The organism is Salinivibrio sp. KP-1, assembly GCF_000968645.1.
In the GTDB taxonomy this organism is placed as follows: Bacteria; Pseudomonadota; Gammaproteobacteria; order Enterobacterales; family Vibrionaceae; genus Salinivibrio; species Salinivibrio siamensis.
In genome coordinates this window covers 745,916-763,610 of sequence record NZ_LAQR01000001.1, presented here as the reverse complement: position 1 = coordinate 763,610, position 17,695 = coordinate 745,916, and the positions used below count along the sequence as shown (strand labels likewise).

General features: G+C 50.7%; 16 protein-coding genes. 12 read left to right on the top strand and 4 right to left on the bottom strand.

Annotation, left to right across the window (positions count from 1 at the left end; genetic code table 11):
• Window positions 1-166: 166 nt before the first annotated feature.
• A complete protein-coding gene (locus WN56_RS03395) occupies window positions 167-1,033 on the top strand; it encodes an aldo/keto reductase (RefSeq protein ID WP_046073615.1) in 867 nt (288 codons plus the stop codon).
• Between the two features lie 50 nt (window positions 1,034-1,083).
• Here the strand turns inward: WN56_RS03395 and WN56_RS03390 are convergent, their stop codons facing one another.
• Window positions 1,084-1,587, bottom strand: coding sequence for a cupin domain-containing protein (locus WN56_RS03390; protein WP_046073614.1), 504 nt, complete (start codon window positions 1,585-1,587; stop codon window positions 1,084-1,086).
• A gap of 630 nt (window positions 1,588-2,217) precedes the next feature.
• Here WN56_RS03390 and WN56_RS03385 point away from each other — a divergent pair.
• The 3 genes from WN56_RS03385 to WN56_RS03375 all read left to right on the top strand — a co-directional run bounded on the left by WN56_RS03385 (window position 2,218) and on the right by WN56_RS03375 (window position 4,530).
• Window positions 2,218-3,156, top strand: a complete 939-nt coding sequence (locus WN56_RS03385; RefSeq protein WP_046073851.1) for an AraC family transcriptional regulator — start codon at window positions 2,218-2,220, stop codon at window positions 3,154-3,156.
• A gap of 31 nt (window positions 3,157-3,187) precedes the next feature.
• Complete coding sequence (locus WN56_RS03380; RefSeq protein WP_158010024.1) at window positions 3,188-3,670, top strand: cyclophilin-like fold protein; 483 nt, start codon at window positions 3,188-3,190, stop codon at window positions 3,668-3,670.
• A gap of 65 nt (window positions 3,671-3,735) precedes the next feature.
• Entirely contained in the window at window positions 3,736-4,530 is a 795-nt protein-coding gene (locus WN56_RS03375; protein WP_077578525.1) for a carboxymuconolactone decarboxylase family protein, read from the top strand.
• 59 nt (window positions 4,531-4,589) lie between these two features.
• Here WN56_RS03375 and WN56_RS03370 read toward each other — a convergent pair whose 3' ends face one another.
• From WN56_RS03370 to WN56_RS17155, 3 genes are all read right to left on the bottom strand, one after another.
• Window positions 4,590-5,066 carry a Dps family protein gene (locus WN56_RS03370; RefSeq protein WP_046073613.1) on the bottom strand — a complete coding sequence of 159 codons (477 nt, stop codon included), beginning with the start codon at window positions 5,064-5,066 and terminating at the stop codon, window positions 4,590-4,592.
• A gap of 167 nt (window positions 5,067-5,233) precedes the next feature.
• Complete coding sequence (locus WN56_RS03365; protein ID WP_046073612.1) at window positions 5,234-6,613, bottom strand: HD-GYP domain-containing protein; 1,380 nt, start codon at window positions 6,611-6,613, stop codon at window positions 5,234-5,236.
• A 51-nt stretch (window positions 6,614-6,664) separates the two neighbouring features.
• Window positions 6,665-7,960 (bottom strand): PAS domain-containing methyl-accepting chemotaxis protein, encoded by a 1,296-nt coding sequence (locus WN56_RS17155; protein WP_046073611.1) that lies wholly within the window; start codon window positions 7,958-7,960, stop codon window positions 6,665-6,667.
• Between the two features lie 420 nt (window positions 7,961-8,380).
• Between WN56_RS17155 and WN56_RS03355 the strand changes: the two genes are divergently transcribed.
• The 8 genes from WN56_RS03355 to choW all read left to right on the top strand — a co-directional run bounded on the left by WN56_RS03355 (window position 8,381) and on the right by choW (window position 17,690).
• Window positions 8,381-8,944: a GbsR/MarR family transcriptional regulator gene (locus tag WN56_RS03355; RefSeq protein ID WP_046073610.1), complete on the top strand. Its 564-nt coding sequence runs from the start codon at window positions 8,381-8,383 to the stop codon at window positions 8,942-8,944.
• An 18-nt stretch (window positions 8,945-8,962) separates the two neighbouring features.
• Complete coding sequence (locus WN56_RS03350) at window positions 8,963-10,306, top strand: cytochrome ubiquinol oxidase subunit I (RefSeq protein WP_046073609.1); 1,344 nt, start codon at window positions 8,963-8,965, stop codon at window positions 10,304-10,306.
• Window positions 10,303-11,301, top strand: coding sequence for a cytochrome d ubiquinol oxidase subunit II (gene cydB / locus WN56_RS03345; protein WP_046073608.1), 999 nt, complete (start codon window positions 10,303-10,305; stop codon window positions 11,299-11,301). Before WN56_RS03350 ends, cydB begins: the two co-directional genes overlap by 4 nt.
• A 649-nt stretch (window positions 11,302-11,950) precedes the next feature.
• A complete protein-coding gene (gene betI, locus WN56_RS03340; RefSeq protein WP_046073607.1) occupies window positions 11,951-12,553 on the top strand; it encodes a transcriptional regulator BetI in 603 nt (200 codons plus the stop codon).
• 54 nt (window positions 12,554-12,607) lie between these two features.
• Complete coding sequence (gene betB / locus WN56_RS03335; RefSeq protein WP_046073606.1) at window positions 12,608-14,068, top strand: betaine-aldehyde dehydrogenase; 1,461 nt, start codon at window positions 12,608-12,610, stop codon at window positions 14,066-14,068.
• Between the two features lie 20 nt (window positions 14,069-14,088).
• Window positions 14,089-15,813, top strand: a complete 1,725-nt coding sequence (gene betA, locus WN56_RS03330; protein WP_046073605.1) for a choline dehydrogenase — start codon at window positions 14,089-14,091, stop codon at window positions 15,811-15,813.
• A 19-nt stretch (window positions 15,814-15,832) separates the two neighbouring features.
• Window positions 15,833-16,792: a choline ABC transporter substrate-binding protein gene (locus tag WN56_RS03325; protein WP_046073604.1), complete on the top strand. Its 960-nt coding sequence runs from the start codon at window positions 15,833-15,835 to the stop codon at window positions 16,790-16,792.
• 55 nt (window positions 16,793-16,847) lie between these two features.
• Window positions 16,848-17,690: a choline ABC transporter permease subunit gene (gene choW, locus WN56_RS03320; RefSeq protein ID WP_046073603.1), complete on the top strand. Its 843-nt coding sequence runs from the start codon at window positions 16,848-16,850 to the stop codon at window positions 17,688-17,690.
• The last annotated feature ends 5 nt before the right edge of the window (window positions 17,691-17,695 follow it).

The window sequence follows — 17,695 nt, the reverse complement described above, 5'->3', positions numbered from 1 at the left end:
CGCGTTCACGTTCTGTACGATTAGGCAATAAACCGCAAGGAATGCGTATTAATCAATGAGCCTGATTCGAGCATCATTTGGGTCATAAAGCGAGGTCTAATCACTTCGCTTTAATGCTCCCGCTGGCAGGGAGCCCTCAACTAGTTAAATAGATGGAGCGATCGAAATGATACTCGAAGAGACGTATTCACTGACGAATGGTATTGCGATTCCGAAGCTGGCTCTTGGAACCTGGATGATTGAAGGTGAATCCGCAACAAATGCTGTAACTTCGGCCATTGAACTTGGCTATCGGCACATTGATACGGCTCAGGATTACGGTAACGAAGCGGAAGTAGCCGATGGTGTGCGCGCCAGTTCCGTTGAGCGTGAGCAGATTTTCGTCACCAGCAAGCTGGCCGCCCGTCACAAGACCTATGAAGATGCCGCTGCTGCGATTGACGAATCCCTCGAAAAAATGGGGTTAGACTATCTGGACCTGATGATCATCCACAGCCCGCAACCCTGGGATCACTTCGGAACTGAAGACCGATTTGCTAAAGGCAACCAGGAAGCCTGGCGCGCCCTGGAAGACGCCTACAATGCCGGAAAACTGAAAGCCATCGGGCTGTCCAACTTCCAGGAAGCAGACATTGATAACATCGTCCAGCATAGCCGTGTCGCGCCGATGGTTCATCAGGTCCTGGCGCACGTGACCAATGTGCCGACGGCGTTGATCGAGTATTCACGTAATAAAGGCATGCTGGTAGAAGCTTATTCTCCGGTAGGGCATGGTGAGCTTTTCAAAAACGAGGCGATTATCAAAATGGCGGAGAGATATCAGGTGTCTGTGCCACAGCTGTGCATTCGTTATGACCTGCAACTCGGCCTTCTGCCGCTGCCTAAAACGGCGAAGCCGGCTCACATGGCCAACAATGCCGATGTGGATTTCGTCATTTCAGAGGCGGACATGCAGTCGTTGAGCGCCTTGGAGCCCATTCGGGATTACGGCAACGCAAGTCAGTTTCCGGTATTCCAGCAAGTTGATGGGTAAATCCCGGGATCGAAAAAAGCCCCTCTATCGTTGGAGGGGCTTTTTCGTTGTTACTCGACCTTTGCCAGCGCTTTTTCGTAGTCTTCGTTGCTTACCTTTTCTTTCCAGATCACGTTTTCACCATCTTTACTGGCGGTCACAACGAAGTGCTTCATGGGCGCGTCCGGTGTTGTGCCATGCCAGTGATCGAGATCGGGTGGGCACCACACTGCTTCGCCCTCATGAAGCTTGATGACATGACCATCCCGCGTGCCAGTCAGTGCGGTGCCTTGGGTCACCACCATGTGCTGACCGGCAGGGTGTTCATGCCACGCCGTACGAGCGCCTGGTGAGAAAGTGACGTAGGCACCGCTATAGTGGGCACTCTCGTTGCTTGGAAAAACAATGTCTACCTGAACCTCTCCGGTGAAAAGATCGCTCGGCCCGGCAAAGGATTTCTGCGTGTCCTCGGAGTAATGGGTCTGACTGTGGGATTCTTCGGCTGTTGCACTTGAGCCGACGGTCATACCCACCAGGGTTGCCGCTACGCTTTGAAACAGGGATTTTTTGAACATAGTTATGTCTCCATATCAGTATTTGATCGGTTTGGATGCCACATATTGATTAGAACACCTGATCCCTGGCCTTTTTTATCCACATCCTGTTCGTTTATTGCTCATTTCTCTTTGTTTCGCCTAAATGAGGTGATCAACTATTATTCGATAGTATTTAATGCGCGCCATTGTTTACGAACCACGGTTCAGAAAAAAGCTTCAGGTACGTTGTCAAGCTGATGAAAACGAAAGTAGTAAAGCTTTTTTGGGAATGAATGGCGTGTCGAAATTGTTGATTTGCTCGGGGGCGTTGCATCTTCAATACCCGAAGTTTGGCCAATAGGGGAAAGTCGTTCAGTCTGTTAACACCGAGGATTGGAACCCGTGTAAACCTGGACGGTGCGCAATCAGAGCGATTTAGCAACTGGTGGGAATAGGCAATATCGTGGTTGTGCGGTAACAAATTTTGTAAGCCATTAGCCGGCTAGGCAGAGATAACCCAATACTCTCGATTTATTGCCTGATTCTACGGGCAAGACGGGGTAGACGTGAACTGCTGCGGTAAATGAGCTTAAATGGTTACAGACCACCCAAATGACGATCTGGTCACTCATCAAGTTGGAACAGAGATTACTTAAGGGGCATAGGATCATGTCTGATACCGACAAATCTGAGAGCTACCGGCCCGAATTAGCCTGGGATCGCGGGGCGAAAGGTCTGGCCTCCAGAATAGAGATGTTGACTGGGGACGCGAATCGTCTGGATACGGACATCCAGGGGCTCTGTCTTCATCGCTGGCCGCACCCCACTGACCCTACCAGCTACATGTTGGCGCCCAGTATTTGCCTGATTGGCCTGGGCCGTAAACAGGTGGTGGTCGGGGAAGACACATTCCTCTACGACGCCAGTCAGTTCTTGATTACCTCTATTGATCTGCCAGTAGTCTCCAAAATCATCGAAGCCTCCAAAGAGAAGCCGTATCTGGGGCTCACCATGGAGATGGATTTTCAGATGCTGTCGCAGCTGATCATGGATAACCCGGCCCACATCGCGCGCGAGCAAACTGATAAGTCCCTGGGCATTGCGGTCAATAATGTCGATGCGCCGTTGCTTGACGCCTTCAACCGGTTGCTGGACCTTGTGGACGAGCCGGAGGACAGTGCCGTACTGGCACCACTCATTCAACGCGAAATTCTCTACCGGCTGCTGAAAGGAGATCAGGGCGCACGCCTTCGAAATATGGCGGCCTCTGGCCAGAACGGTTATCGGATTTCCAAAACCATTGAGTGGCTGAAGAAACATTATCGGGAGTCCATAAAAGTGGAGGAGATGGCTGGCCGGGCGGGGTTGAGCGTCTCCGCCTTTCATCACCATTTCCGTGCAATGACCGCGATGACACCTCTTCAGTACCAGAAGCGCATGCGACTCAGCGAAGCGCGTCGATTGATGCTGACCGAGCATGTGGATGCCTCACGGGCCGCTTTTCAGGTGGGGTACGAGAGCCCATCACAATTCAGTCGTGAATACAGCCGGATGTTTGGAGCTCCGCCGATGCAGGACATTCGCAATTTAGTACAGCAGTCTGCCTGACCGGTTCGTGCTGAATCTTGAAGAACTTTGTATGAAACCTTTTCGGTTGAAGAAAACCCCACTTTCTCTGCTACTTATTTTGCTTACCCTGGCGGGGGAGGTTTTATCTGTGTCGGCCGAGCCGCAATCCCGTTTAACTGAGGAGAAATCCATGCGGAATCAAACAGACATCATTCTGAACATAGACGGTTCGATCGTCCAAGTGCGACTGGCAGACTCGGTTGCCACACGGGATTTTCTGGCGCAGCTGCCACTGACACTGGAGTTTGAGGATTATCACGGTATTGAAAAGGTCAGTGACTTGCCAAGCCGCCTTTCAACGGATGATGCGCCAGCTGGCTTTGACCCGCAGGTGGGAAGCTTCACCTACTATGCCCCCTGGGGAAACCTTGCAATCTTTTACCAGGATTTCGGCTACGCAAATTCGCTGGTCAACCTTGGAACGGTCGTCAGTGGGATGAAGCATTTAAAGAGATCCGAACGGTTCACAGCCACCATCTCTCTGGCTCCGTAGCCGTTTTCGCCTCTCGCTGGAGAAAAGTCACATTACCTACCAACCCATCATTGGAAGACTTTGCTATGAGAAAGCTTGCACATACCGTTGTACCATTGGCCCTTTGCTTTTCCGGGGTCGCGTTCGGGCAGGGCCCCGCCTCAGGTCCGGAGCTCAGTCTGCCGGGAAGCGCGCCATCCTTGGAGCAGATTCGATCGGTCTCGCCTGCCTTGGCGTCCTACACGGAGAATCTAGTTCTGGAAGAGGTCTGGAACCGTCCGGGGCTGTCTGCCCGTGACCGAAGTGTTGTTACGCTGGCTGCGCTGATCTCCCGCAATCAGCAGGTCGAGCTGCCTTACCACGTCAACCTGGCGCTGGATAACGGGGTTGAGCCCTCCGAAATTTCAGAGCTTATTACCCATCTGGCGTTTTATTCCGGGTGGGCGAACGCCATGTCTGCCGTTGCTGTTACTGCGAACGTCTTCGAAGCCAGAGGTGTAAAGGCCTCTGAGTTGCCTGCGGTATCGCCAGAGCTTTTGCCGCTGGATAAAGAAGCTGAGGTGAAACGCCAAACCTTCGTGCAGGACACCTTTGGCGAGGTGTCGCAGGGTGTGGTGGACTATACCGAAAGTGCGCTCTTCCTGGATCTCTGGCTCAGGCCAGGATTAAAGCCTAGGGATCGAAGCCTCGTGACCGTCAGTGCACTCATCTCTACCGGCAAAGTCGAACAGGTTCCGTTCCATCTGAACAAGGCAATGACCAATGGGCTGAGTGAGGAGCAAGCCTCAGAAGTACTTACGCATCTCGCGTTCTATGCTGGTTGGCCGAACGTTTTCTCGGCGATGCCGGTAGTGAAAAAGGTATTCGCGGATAGAGATTAACTCACGAACAAAACCCGATCAGGCGACCTCGAAGGATAGCCTTCGAGGTCGCAGGGAGATTAGTTGAGGTAAGCGTTAAGCATCCACATCAGTTTTTCTTGTTCGCGGATGTAGTCGCTCATCAGTGCAGATGTCCCTTCGTCACCCGCATCTCCGGCAAGATTCATGATGTCGCGCTGAAGGCCAATCAGAACACTAAAGCCTTCAACCAGCGCACGGACACCAGCTTGACCATTCGCTTCGGGTGCGTGCTCTTTAATTTCACTGACCTTCAGGTACTCGCTGAAGCGATGCTCGGCGGTGCCACCGATGGTGAGAATGCGCTCAGCCACTTCATCAATCTTGGTTTGAAGATCGGTATAAATCTCTTCAAATTTGGTATGCAACTCGAAAAAGTCGTTGCCTTTGATGTTCCAGTGAAAACCACGCACATTGGTGTATAGCACTTGGTAGTTCGCCAATAGCGTATCCAAACGCGCGCCTAGATCGGCGGCTTTGCTGCTGTCTAGTCCAATCAATGCTGCTTGCTTACTCATTTAATGCCTCCTTAGTGGCAAATCAATGTGTTCGACCCTTCGCTTATCGCGAGTGCCAAGCACTGGAAACGGTTCGTTCCAAACGATGTGAATAGAGTAACTACCCGATATAAAAAAAGAAAATGGAGTTAACCTATATACGCGATAGGTGATATCTATGATGTGATCTAGGTATCGTCATGAACAATAAAGTGGTCAGGCAGTCGCTCGAGGCCAGCAATTAGCGCCTGTAAACATTGCGTGTCAATGGCAGTCCCTGTCTCCTCTTTCATGATCGAGAGGGCTTTGTTCATCGGAATAGGGCCACGATAGGGGCGCTCTGCAGTGATCGCATCGAAAATATCCGCGGTGGTGATAATGCGAGTGAGCAAAGAAATGTCATCGCTTTTGATACCTTCAGGGTACCCAGTACCATCGAGCTTTTCGTGATGAGCGCTGGCGAACTTGGCGAGGTGATCGAATTGGTGGATTTTCGATAAGATGGTTTTGCTCAGTGCTGCATGGCGTTTAACGTGCTCCCATTCGTCGTCATCCAGTTTTCCCGGTTTATCGAGCACATCATTGCTCACGCCGAGCTTGCCAATATCGTGCAGTAACGCGCCACGCTTTAGCCATTTTTTATCCTGTTCACTGATGCCAAGTTCATCAGCAATTAAGCTGGCGTAAACGGCCACGCGCTCGCTGTGCCCGGAGGTGAAAGGGCTTTTGGCATCAACAATGCGTCCGAAAGCCGCCGCAATGTCATCCAGATAGTCATCATCGACCCAGATACATGTGTCTGCCGGCGTCATCGACAGTACGTCTTCTTTTAATGCGGGGCTGTCCAGCTGCTGCCAAAACTGCGGATCGCGCGCTATCTGTAAAAAGGTGTCGACGAGCGTCGGATCAAACCAAGTACCGCGGCGGTTTTTTAGCTCGCTGAGTGCGGCGTTGACACCGGACTCGGTTCGGAAGACATCAATGACCTGTGTCATCAATGCGATGCGCGAAAACAAAGGGATCTGTTCGGCTTTTAACTGGTCAGGACGCCCTCCGCCATCATAGTGTTCATCCAGCGCATAGATGGCTTCAGCAACGGTTTCATTAAAACGCAAATCGCGTGCGACATCGGCACCGCGGGTACATCGTGTTTCAATCAGCTCTTGCGCATACATGTCACCGTTGCGGATGATATCAAGTGTCGTCGAGAGCTTTTGCATGAAGCCGCGTTTGACGCCGGTATTTTTAAGTACAAAGTTGAGTACGCTGGACAAGCTACCATCGACAACTTTGTAGCTTTGTTTAAAGGCCAAGTCGTTGGTGAGGTAAAGCTCACAGATCCGTGCCGCATTGCTGCTGCAGCCCGCATCTTTTAGCAGCAACGTATAGAAAAGATCATGACGTTGTTGATCATCGAGCGCTAAGGCGTCAGCGAGTTTCATTCCTAACCACGTGCAGCGCATACAGTGCTCAGGAGGCTGCCCCTCGGTCATATCCAACGCGGTACTTAACGCCAAAATGAGCTCCGATAATTTCAACTGTGTGGCGCTGCTGGCTTGGGTGTGCATGTTATTCCTTATCCTTGATGCTCATCGCGACCGGATGGCAATGACCAACAGTTAGTGTGTCAGGCGACGAACGGTAGCGGAGACCTCTTCTGCGCCAGCATGAATAGCGGTCATCACAGTATCGGCGGCGGTTACCTTTTCCTGTCCGAGCGAAGATTGTTCAGTGACTTTTGCCATCGCATCGCTTACCCCTTTGATCAGTTGTAGATTTTCATCGACGACATCGGCAATTTCGGTGGTAGATTGGCTGGTACGTTGTGATAAACCGCGCACTTCATCTGCGACGACGGCAAAACCACGTCCTTGTTCGCCGGCGCGTGCGGCCTCAATCGCTGCGTTCAATGCTAGGAGGTTGGTTTGTTCCGCGATCTGCTTAATGGTGGTCACGATGTTTTCGATACTTTGTGCGTGCTCACTCAATTGATTGACTTGATTCGCGGCTTCGCCCGCTTGGTCGGTCACGCTTTGTGATAAGGTCACGGCCTCTTGCAGCAGTGCACTGCCTTTTTCACTATCGCTAAGGGTTTGTTCTGACGAAGCTTGAGCGAGTTCAGCCGCTTGATTGACCGCTTGGTTTTGTTTCACCGTATCGGTGATGGCGGTAGCGAACTTGATCACCTGACGCACGTTTCCCTCCACATCAAAAACGGGATTATAGGTGGCTTCCAACCACACCTCATTGCCATGTTTGTCGCGGCGCAGGTATTGCCCGGAGGTGAATTGTCCTCGAGCTAAATTCTCCCAAAAGTCAGGGTTTTCATCATAAAAGTCCTGATCACAGAAGAGGCGGTGATGTTGGCCTTTTATCTCGTGATCTTGGTAGCCTACCGCGGTGAGGAAGTTATCGTTGGCACGAATAATCGTGCCATCCGGTTCAAATTCAATCACCGCCAATGAGCGATTAATCGCCGCCAATATGGCTTCTTGTCGACGCGCATCCTGGTGCGGCTTGGTGACATCCGCGGCTAACTTGCGAATACTGACTACCTTACCGTTGGCATCTTTAATGGGGACATAGGTCGCTTCCAGCCAAATTTCCGCGCCGGTCTGATGGCGGCGGCGAAACACCCCCTTTTGTGACTTTCCTTGTGCGAGCGATTGCCAAAACTGCCGATAGCTTGATGCTTGGCTGGTTTCCTCGAAACAGACCGTGCGATGATGCTGTCCGATCACTTCATCGTAGGTGTAGCCGATGATATTTAGCAATTTGTCATTAACATCGGTAATAATGCCATCGGGTGTGAAGGTGATGGTCGCAATATGTGCTTGGATAGCGTTGAGTTCTGCTTGGAGCGAGGCTTTTTCTGCTCGGCAGGTGTCCAGCTCTCGCTGCGTCTTTTTGAACATGACAGCAAACTTCCTTTTGTTCAGGTATTAATCATTGGTGCGCCATGTCGAATCGTTATAAGTTCGCGCACGCTGAGGAGTATAGCGCCTAGCGATGTCTCGCATGTGACATTGTCCCCAAATATATCGTGGTTTCCAGTATAAAAAACTATTTATGTTGAGAGACTCGATGTTTATAAACCTCTCAATTGTGTATCTGTTTGTGTGTTTCCTCTTTCTTTTGCGTCTGTGAATACGTAATCTGTGTGACTTCGATCATGTTTAATCATAGCCGACTGTAACGTATCCATAACCTCTCCTTACGTTTGCTTACAACTTCGCTTTTCTATTTTCAATAATTTCTGAAATTTCCAAATTTTCATTGATCCCCCGCAAAGAAACTCCGTATTATTTCTCAAAGGCACTGCGAGGGAGATCAAGATGGAGCTGTCACAAGAACTACGTAATGTGGTGATGCACTTTGGTGAAATGGGAAGTCGTTGGGGCTTTAACCGTTCGGTGGGCGAAATGCTGGCACTGATTGTTTTGAGTGAGCATCCACTGAGCGCAGACGACATTGTGTCGGCACTCAACATTTCTCGTGGCAATGTCAGTATGGCAACCAAAGAGCTGCAAGGCTGGCACTTGATCCGTTCGCAGCGTACCCCTGGAGATAGAAAGGACTACTTTGTGCCGAATGGCACTATCTGGGAATTGGCGCAGCAAGTTCTCGCCGAAAGGAAGAAGCGAGAAGTCGACCCTACCTTATCTATGCTGCGCTCACACTTTATGCGGAGTGAAGACGACGCAGAGAGTCACTCGGTTAAACAGTTGCACGAAATCCACGATCTCCTAGAGCTGTTTAACCACTGGTTTGACGATGTGCAGCAAATGAAACCTGAACATCTAAAAAACTTGATGAAGCTGGGTAGCAGTGTCGGCAAGCTTCTTGAGCTGTCCGGCAAGCTGTTTCACAGCAAATCCAACGAAGAATCGGGTAGTTAACCTCCTGAGGGTAATGTCATGTTAGATACATTAATGTTGTCGCGGATCCAGTTTGCGGCCAACATCAGTTTCCACATCCTGTTTCCCACCATCACGATAGCACTTGGGTGGATGCTGGTGTTTTTCAAGTTCCGGCACAACCGTACCGGTGAGCAAATCTGGTTGGATACCTACTATTTCTGGGTAAAAGTGTTCGCGCTCACGTTTGCGCTAGGGGTGGTGTCTGGGATCACCATGAGTTTCCAGTTCGGCACCAATTGGCCTGGCTTTATGGAAAAGGTCGGTAATATTGCCGGCCCACTGTTGGGTTATGAGGTGATGACCGCCTTTTTCATGGAGGCGACCTTCCTTGGCATTATGCTGTTTGGTAAAAATCGCGTCCCGAACTGGGTGCACACATTAGCGACGCTGCTGGTAGCGATTGGTACCACTATTTCTGCGTTCTGGATTTTGGTGCTGAATAGCTGGATGCATACGCCAACCGGTTTTGAAATCATCGATGGTGTGGTGCATCCAACCAGTTGGTTCGAGGTGATTTTTAATCCGTCCATGCCGTATCGTTTAAGCCATATGCTGCTGGCGTCTGGCCTGACGGCTTCTTTCTTGATCGCCGGTATTTCCGCCTACCAGAAGTTGAAATCGCCTAAATCAGGTGTGGCAGATAAACCATTAAAAGTAGGGATCACGGCTGCCGCCATCCTTATTCCCTTGCAAATTTTTGTCGGTGATATGCATGGTCTCAATACCCTTGAACATCAGCCGCAGAAAATTGCGGCCATGGAAGGGGTTTGGGAAACCGAGCAGGGTGCGCCTTTGCTGTTGTTTGCGGTACCCAATGAAGAAACACGTTCCAACGACTTTGAAGTTGGGATCCCGAATCTGGCGAGCTTGATTCTGACTCACCAACTCGACGGCGAGATCAAAGGGCTGGAAAGCTTTGACTATCATCCGCCGGTGAAGCCGTTGTTCTTTGGTTTCCGCATTATGGTCGGAGTGGGCGTATTGATGCTGCTGGTAAGCTGGTTTACAGCGTATCGCGTGTGGCGTAACCAGCCGATGCCCAAGTGGCACTTAATCGGCCTGGTCGCTATGACGTTTTCCGGTTGGGTGGCCACGCTTTCAGGCTGGTATGTGACGGAAATCGGTCGTCAGCCCTGGCTGGTGCAGGGGGTGCTTAAAACCGCCGATGCGGTCACTCCAGTCGCAAGCTCGCACGTAGGGATTACCTTAACCATTTACCTGACGCTCTACGCGGTGCTAATGGTGGCGTATATCCGCACCTTATTCTTTTTGGCGAAAAAACGCCTGCCTGAATATCAATCAGACAATCACGCTCAGCCTGAGAAAGAGGTGAACGTATGAGCATAACTCCTTATCTGCCTGAAATTTATCTGCTGCTGTTTGGCTTTTCGGTCTTCATGTATGCCGTGCTTGATGGCTACGACCTTGGCGTCGGTATGCTGTTACCAAGCTGCAATCAGGCGCAGCGTGACCGTATGATTGCGTCAATTGGTCCCTTTTGGGATGCCAACGAAACCTGGCTGGTGTTGGCGGTGGGATTGTTGCTGATTGCTTTCCCAGCGGCCCACAGCATGATTTTGACTGAACTGTACCTGCCAACGTCTGTGATGCTAGCAGGGCTTATCTTGCGTGGTGTCTCTTTTGATTTTCGTGCCAAGGTGAAGCCAGAGCGTAAAGATCTCTGGGACCGTTGTTTTAAAGCCGGGTCTTTTATCGCGTCAATGACGCAAGGCTACATGATTGGTCGCTATGTGTTGGCCTTTGATGACAGCACAGGCTCATATTTGTTTGCGCTATTAAGCGGCCTCTGTGTTACCGCAGCGTACATCTATATCGGCGGTACCTGGCTGGTGATGAAAACCGAGGGGGATTTGCAAAAACGTGCGGCTAAATGGTCACGTCGTGGCGGTTGGCTGGCAGCACTGGGGGTGTTAGCGATCAGTATTGTCAATCCTCTGGTCAGTGAGACAGTCGCAGCGCGTTGGTTTGGCTTCCCTGAAATTTTATTACTCGCACCCGTCCCGTTGGTTTGTCTTGCCATCATGCTGCTTGTTGATCGCTACCTACGCCACGTACCGGTCGAAAACGATGTGGGATACCAGTTCCCGTTCATTGGTGCAATTTTCCTATTCGCATTGAGTTTCTTTGGTCTCGCGTATAGCTTTTTCCCCGATATTATTCCTGGGGTGATGACAGCAAAAGAAGCGGCCAGTGCGCCGGGTACCTTATTGATTGTGGGCTATGGTGCCATGTTTGTCTTGCCCATGATCTTCTTGTATACCCTGTTTGTTTATCGTGTCTTCTCGGGGAAAGCGACAGAGCTTAACTACGAGTAAGGCGACGTTAACACCATCGATGAGGCGCTCAGGCTTTTTGACAGGCCTGAGCGCTTTTTTATGCCCTCCTTGTGGCTGGCCTTAAACGCGCTTCTATTAAGCGATGTCAAGGTTGCCTGTTATCGCTTCATGCATCACGCTGCGACGTCATAAAACTTGTCACCCTAAACATTTAGGGGGTTAACCATTACATCTCATTTATTTGTCGTCCGTTTAGTACGACGCTTTCCTCTCTTTATCTTATTGTGACGATCCGTGCCTAACTACCACTTGTGGCTAATTAGTAGCGATATTCCTCTAATGTGCCGCATTTTGCTGTTATCTTTTTATTGTTATGTGGGCGGCACGTCTCGGTCGTCGAGACAATGAAGCGTTTTTCTTCTTTATGCCCCTTATTAAAGCCAGCTTTTAGGGTTTGGTAAGGCGGTTTTTTACACGATTTGCTCACAAATAGTGCTATCAGCACAAAATATTAGGTCTGGAATCAGTCAGGGTAAAATTGACCTAAATCATTGTTTTATCTTTATCTAGCTGTTTTTTAGTAGGGGTGGGTGTAGCAAATTGGTTAAAAATAATGTTTGAGATCTAAAGATTAGCGTGTAAGATTATCTTTAACTAATCGTTCAATTAAAAACGAATGGGAGACGAAATGCCTAAGGTAGGGATGCCGGAAGTACGAAAACCGCAACTTGTTAGAGCCACCATGACGGTGATTGGTCGAGTGGGGCTACATGCGGCAAGTATTTCTCTGATTAGTAAGGAAGCCGGCGTATCGACAGGCATTATCAACCACTACTTCGGTGGTAAGCATGGCTTGCTGGAAGAAACGATGCGCGTGGTATTGCGCGAGCTTTCAGCCACTGTGATCGGCGCATTGAAAGAAATTCCGCGTCATCACCACCAGGCGCGTATTAACGCGATTATTAATGCCAACTTTGAAGGTTTTCAGGCCAAATCTGATGTGGTTAAAACCTGGTTGGCGTTCTGGTCTTATGCCATGCATGACAACGAGTTACATCGTTTACAACGCGTGAACGAGAAACGCTTGCTGTCACATTTGCGCATTGAACTTCGCGCACTATTGCCAGAAGAGCAGGCTGCGATGGTTGCTCAGGGGATTGCCGCATTGATTGATGGTATCTGGTTGCGTGGTGCATTGAACCCTAAAGGTATTGATGCCAACAACGCACGCACCATTATCAATGACTATTTGGATAAGCAACTGACCTTTTATGGTCGTCCTCAGAGCTAAGCCTCAACAGAGCCTTACATGCACACTCGAACAGAAAAGAATTCAGGATTAATCATGGATGCGAAAACGCTTTTTATTAACGGTCAGCTTACCTCCGCAACAAGCGGTGAGCAGTTTGCAACGGTAAACCCAGCAACGGGCGAGACACTGGCGCAAATTGGCCAAGCCTCGGCAGACGATGTGCAAGCTGCGGTGGATGCCGCTAAGCAAGGTTTTGCGGTTTGGTCACGTATGACGGCCATGGAGCGTAGCCGTATTTTGCTTAAAGCCGTTGCGTTGTTACGTGAACGTAATGATGAGCTAGCCAAACTGGAAGTACTAGATACCGGTAAACCGATGCAAGAAGCGGTAGAGGTTGACGTGGTGACGGGCGCGGATGCGATTGAGTACTTTGCTAACTTGGTACCATCAATGCAAGGTGAGCAGCAACCGCTTTCTGACAACCAATTCTTCTACACCCGCCGTGAGCCACTGGGTGTGTGTGCAGGCATTGGTGCATGGAACTATCCGATTCAAATTGCCATGTGGAAGTCAGCACCTGCCTTAGCCGCGGGTAATGCCATGGTTTTCAAACCCTCGGAAGAAACACCGCTGACCGCACTGAAACTGGCAGAGATCTTTGCAGAAGCGGGTATGCCTGCCGGTGTCTTTAATGTGGTGCAGGGTGATTATCGTGTGGGTCAAATGCTGACGGCACATCCTGAGATTGCCAAAGTATCGTTTACCGGTGAAGTGGGCACGGGCAAAACCGTGATGGGTGACGCCGCGAAGACCCTGAAATCAGTCACGATGGAACTAGGCGGTAAATCGCCATGTATCGTGTTTGATGATGCCGACCTGGACAACGCGGTATCCGCAGCAATGGTGGCAAACTTCTACACCCAGGGTGAAGTGTGTACGCACGGTACACGTGTGTTTGTTCATGACAGCATCTATGACCGCTTTATTGAACAGCTTAAACATCGTACTGAAAAGCTTGTTATCGGTGACCCAACCGACATGAACACGCAAATTGGTGCGCTGATCTCAACCGATCACCTTGAGAAAGTGATGACGGCTATCGAGACCGCAAAACAAAGCGGTGCGACCTTGCTGACGGGGGGGTATCGCGTGACTGAGAATGGTCTCGACAAGGGGAACTTTGTTGCCCCCACCATCTTTACTGACTGTGATGACAGCATGGCGCATGTTCGTGACGAGATCTTTGGCCCTGTGATGTCAGTGCTGCGTTTCTCTGACGAGGAAGAAGTGGTAGCACGTGCCAACAATACTCACTATGGCCTAGCGGCTGGTGTCTTCACCCAAAACCTATCGCGTGCACATCGCATTATTCATCAACTCGAAGCGGGTATTTGCTGGGTCAACACCTGGGGCGATTCGCCGGCTGAAATGCCTGTCGGTGGCTATAAGCATTCAGGGGTAGGGCGTGAAAATGGTGTCGAAACCCTCACGCATTATACCCAAACCAAGAGTGTGTTGATCGAGCTTGGCGACTTCGCCAGCCCTTACGCCTAATTTCTAACGGAGCGACCAATATGTCACAACGCTACGATTATATTATCGTCGGCGCGGGTTCGGCCGGCTGTGCATTGGCTGATCGGCTGACCGAGTCAGGCCAACATCAAGTGTTATTGCTGGAAGCCGGTGGTACCGATAAGAGCATTTTTATTCAGATGCCAACGGCGCTATCGATCCCGATGAATACCAAACGCTACGCGTGGCAGTTTGAATCTTTGCCTGAGCCAGGCCTTGATGGCCGCCAACTGCATTGTCCACGTGGCAAAGTGCTGGGGGGAAGCTCATCGATTAATGGCATGGTGTATGTCCGCGGTCACGCTTGTGACTTTGAAGAGTGGGTTGAGCACGGTGCTAACGGTTGGGATTACGCGAGCTGTTTGCCGTACTTTAAGCGCGCAGAAACCTGGTCTGGCGGTGCCGATACTTACCGTGGCGGTCAGGGGCCTGTGGGCACATGTAACGGTAACGACATGAAACTCAACCCGCTGTATCAAGCCTTTATTGATGCGGGTGTCGAAGCAGGCTATCCCGAAACCAACGATTACAACGGTTATCAGCAAGAGGGCTTTGGCCCTATGCACATGACTGTCGATAAGGGCGTGCGTGCCTCAACGTCGAACGCTTATCTGCGCCGCGCACTGAAGCGCAGCAACCTGACCTTGAAAAAAGGTGTGGTCACCCGCCGCATCTTGTTGGAAGGCAAGCGCGCGGTAGGTGTGGAATTTGAAAAAGGCGGCAACATCGAGCATGTGATGGCCGACAAAGAAGTCATTTCGAGTGCGGGTTCAGTGGGATCGCCACAGCTGCTGCAGTTATCAGGGATTGGTTCACGTGATGTGCTCGAGAAAGCTGGCGTAGACGTTAAGCATGAACTGCCGGGTGTGGGTGAAAACCTGCAAGATCACCTCGAGGTCTACTTCCAGTTCCACTGCAAACAGCCTATTACGCTTAATAGCAAGCTGGGCCTTATCAGCAAAGGCATGATTGGTACTGAGTGGATCTTAACCCGTAAGGGGCTGGGGGCCACCAACCACTTTGAGTCATGCGCTTTTATTCGCTCTCGTGAAGGATTGAAGTGGCCGAACGTTCAGTATCATTTCTTGCCTGCAGCGATGCGCTATGACGGCAAAGCCGCGTTTGATGGCCATGGTTTTCAGGTACACGTCGGCCCGAACAAACCAGAGAGCCGCGGCCACGTTCGGATCAAATCAGCCGATCCGCACGATAAGCCGTCAATCTTATTTAACTACATTACCACCGAGCAAGATCGCCAAGACTGGCGCGATACCATCCGTTTGACCCGTGAAATCATGGCGCAAAACGCGATGGATACCTTCCGCGGCGATGAAATTCAGCCGGGCAATGATGTTCAGTCTGATGAAGCGATTGACCGTTGGGTGAAAGACAACGTGGAAAGCGCGTATCACCCCTCGTGTACTTGCAAAATGGGCGCCGACGATGACGCATTGGCTGTGCTTGATGAGCAGTGCCGTGTGCGTGGAATTCAAGGGTTGCGGGTGGTGGACTCGTCTGTCTTCCCGACAATCCCTAACGGCAACCTAAATGCCCCAACCATCATGGTAGCGGAGCGCGCCGCTGACATGATCCTTGAAAAGCCACTCTTGCCTGCCGAGCAGGTGCCAGTATGGATTGCGGCTGAGTGGCAGCACAAGCAACGCAATCAAAACGCGCAGAGTGATGATGCCACCGTTGGTGAGCACACACTAGAAACTAATCAGTAAGCATTACAAGGAAACTAAGATGTCAATGAATAAACGTAAAACCAGCAAAACTCTGATGACCGCAGTCGGTTTGAGCTCAATGGTCGCTTTTAGCGCCGCCGCTAATCAGTGTGAGACAGTCCGCTTTTCGGATATCGGTTGGACAGACGTGACCTCAACGACTGCCATCACTACTGAAGTGCTGAAAGGCATGGGTTACGAGACACAAACCGATCTATTGTCTTTGCCGGTAACCTTCTCATCACTTGCGTCGGGCGACATCGACGTATTCCTCGGTAACTGGATGCCTACGCAAACAGGCGATATCAAAAAGTATCTTGACGAAGGCTCGATCGACAGCGTTCGCGCCAACCTGACAGGTGCCAAATACACCCTCGCCGTGCCTAAGTATGTTTACGATGCGGGTGTTACTAGCGTCGCAGATATCGCGAAATACGCTGACAAGTTCGACTCACGCATTTATGGCATTGAGCCAGGTAACGACGGTAACCGCCAGATCCAGAAAATGATCGATACCGATGATTTCAACCTGGGTGACTTCCGTCTTATCGAATCCAGTGAAGCTGGCATGGTGTCTCAGGTGTCTCGTGCCGTTCGTCGTGACAAGTGGGTTGCCTTCCTCGGTTGGGCCCCGCACCCAATGAACAGCAACTTTGATATGAAATACCTATCTGGTGCTGACGAGTACTTTGGTCCTAACTATGGCGGTGCCACGGTTCATACCAACGTGCGTAGCGGCTATGTCGAGCAGTGTGCGAACGTCGGTCAAATGCTTGAGCAACTTGAGTTCAGCCTCAAGATGGAAAACGAAATGATGGGCAAAATCCTTAATGACGGAGAGAAGCCTCAGGCCGCGGCACGCGAGTGGTTGCGTAATAACCCAAGTGTGCTGAACAAGTGGCTGGACGGCGTGACCACCGTTGATGGTGAGAACGCGGTTGAAGCGGTCACTGAGTACCTGAAAAAGACTGAAGCGTAAATAAAAAAAGTGTAGAAGGAGAGGGCGGTGTTAACGCCGCCCCTAAGGTTTTATTGTGAATATTATTACAGATAACAAGATCCCACTCGGTCAATGGATGGAAAATGGTGTTGACTGGCTAACCATGAACGCCGCCGGCTTTTTTGATGCGATCTCAATTGGCTTAGATACGACCATCACACTATTAGTCGACATTTTTAAATGGATGCCAGCGGCAGGGCCGATCATTATGACAGCCGCCTTAGCATGGTACCTGCAGCGTCGAATTTCCATCGTGATCTTTGTTGTGAGTGCGCTCTTGTTGATCCTCAACCTGGGCTACTGGCAAGAGATGCTGGAAACCTTTGTTCTGGTATTTGCCGCGACAACGATTTCCGTATTAATTGGCATACCGCTTGGGATAATGGCCGCGCATCGGCCCTTGGTGTACACCATTATGCGGCCCTTATTGGACTTGATGCAGACGGTACCGCCGTTTGTGTACTTGATCCCAACCTTGGTGCTGTTCGGTTTGGGCATTGTCCCAGGTCTGATTTCAACCATCATTTTTGCCATCGCGGCGCCGATTCGTTTGACGTATCTCGGCATTACCCGTGTACCGGAAGAGTTGGTAGAGGCAGGACGCGCATTTGGTGCTAACCGTATGAAACTACTGTTTAAAGTGGAGCTTCCTGCGGCACTGCCTAGCATTATGACGGGTGTGACTCAGTGCATTATGTTGTCACTGTCGATGGTGGTGATCGCGGCGCTGGTAGGTGCTGACGGCCTCGGTAAACCAGTGGTTCGTGCACTGAATACCGTCAACATTTCTCAGGGTTTTGAAGCGGGTCTGGCGATTGTATTGGTAGCCATCATTCTTGACCGCCTGTGTAAAGCACCAAATCAAGGCAACGAATAAGGGGG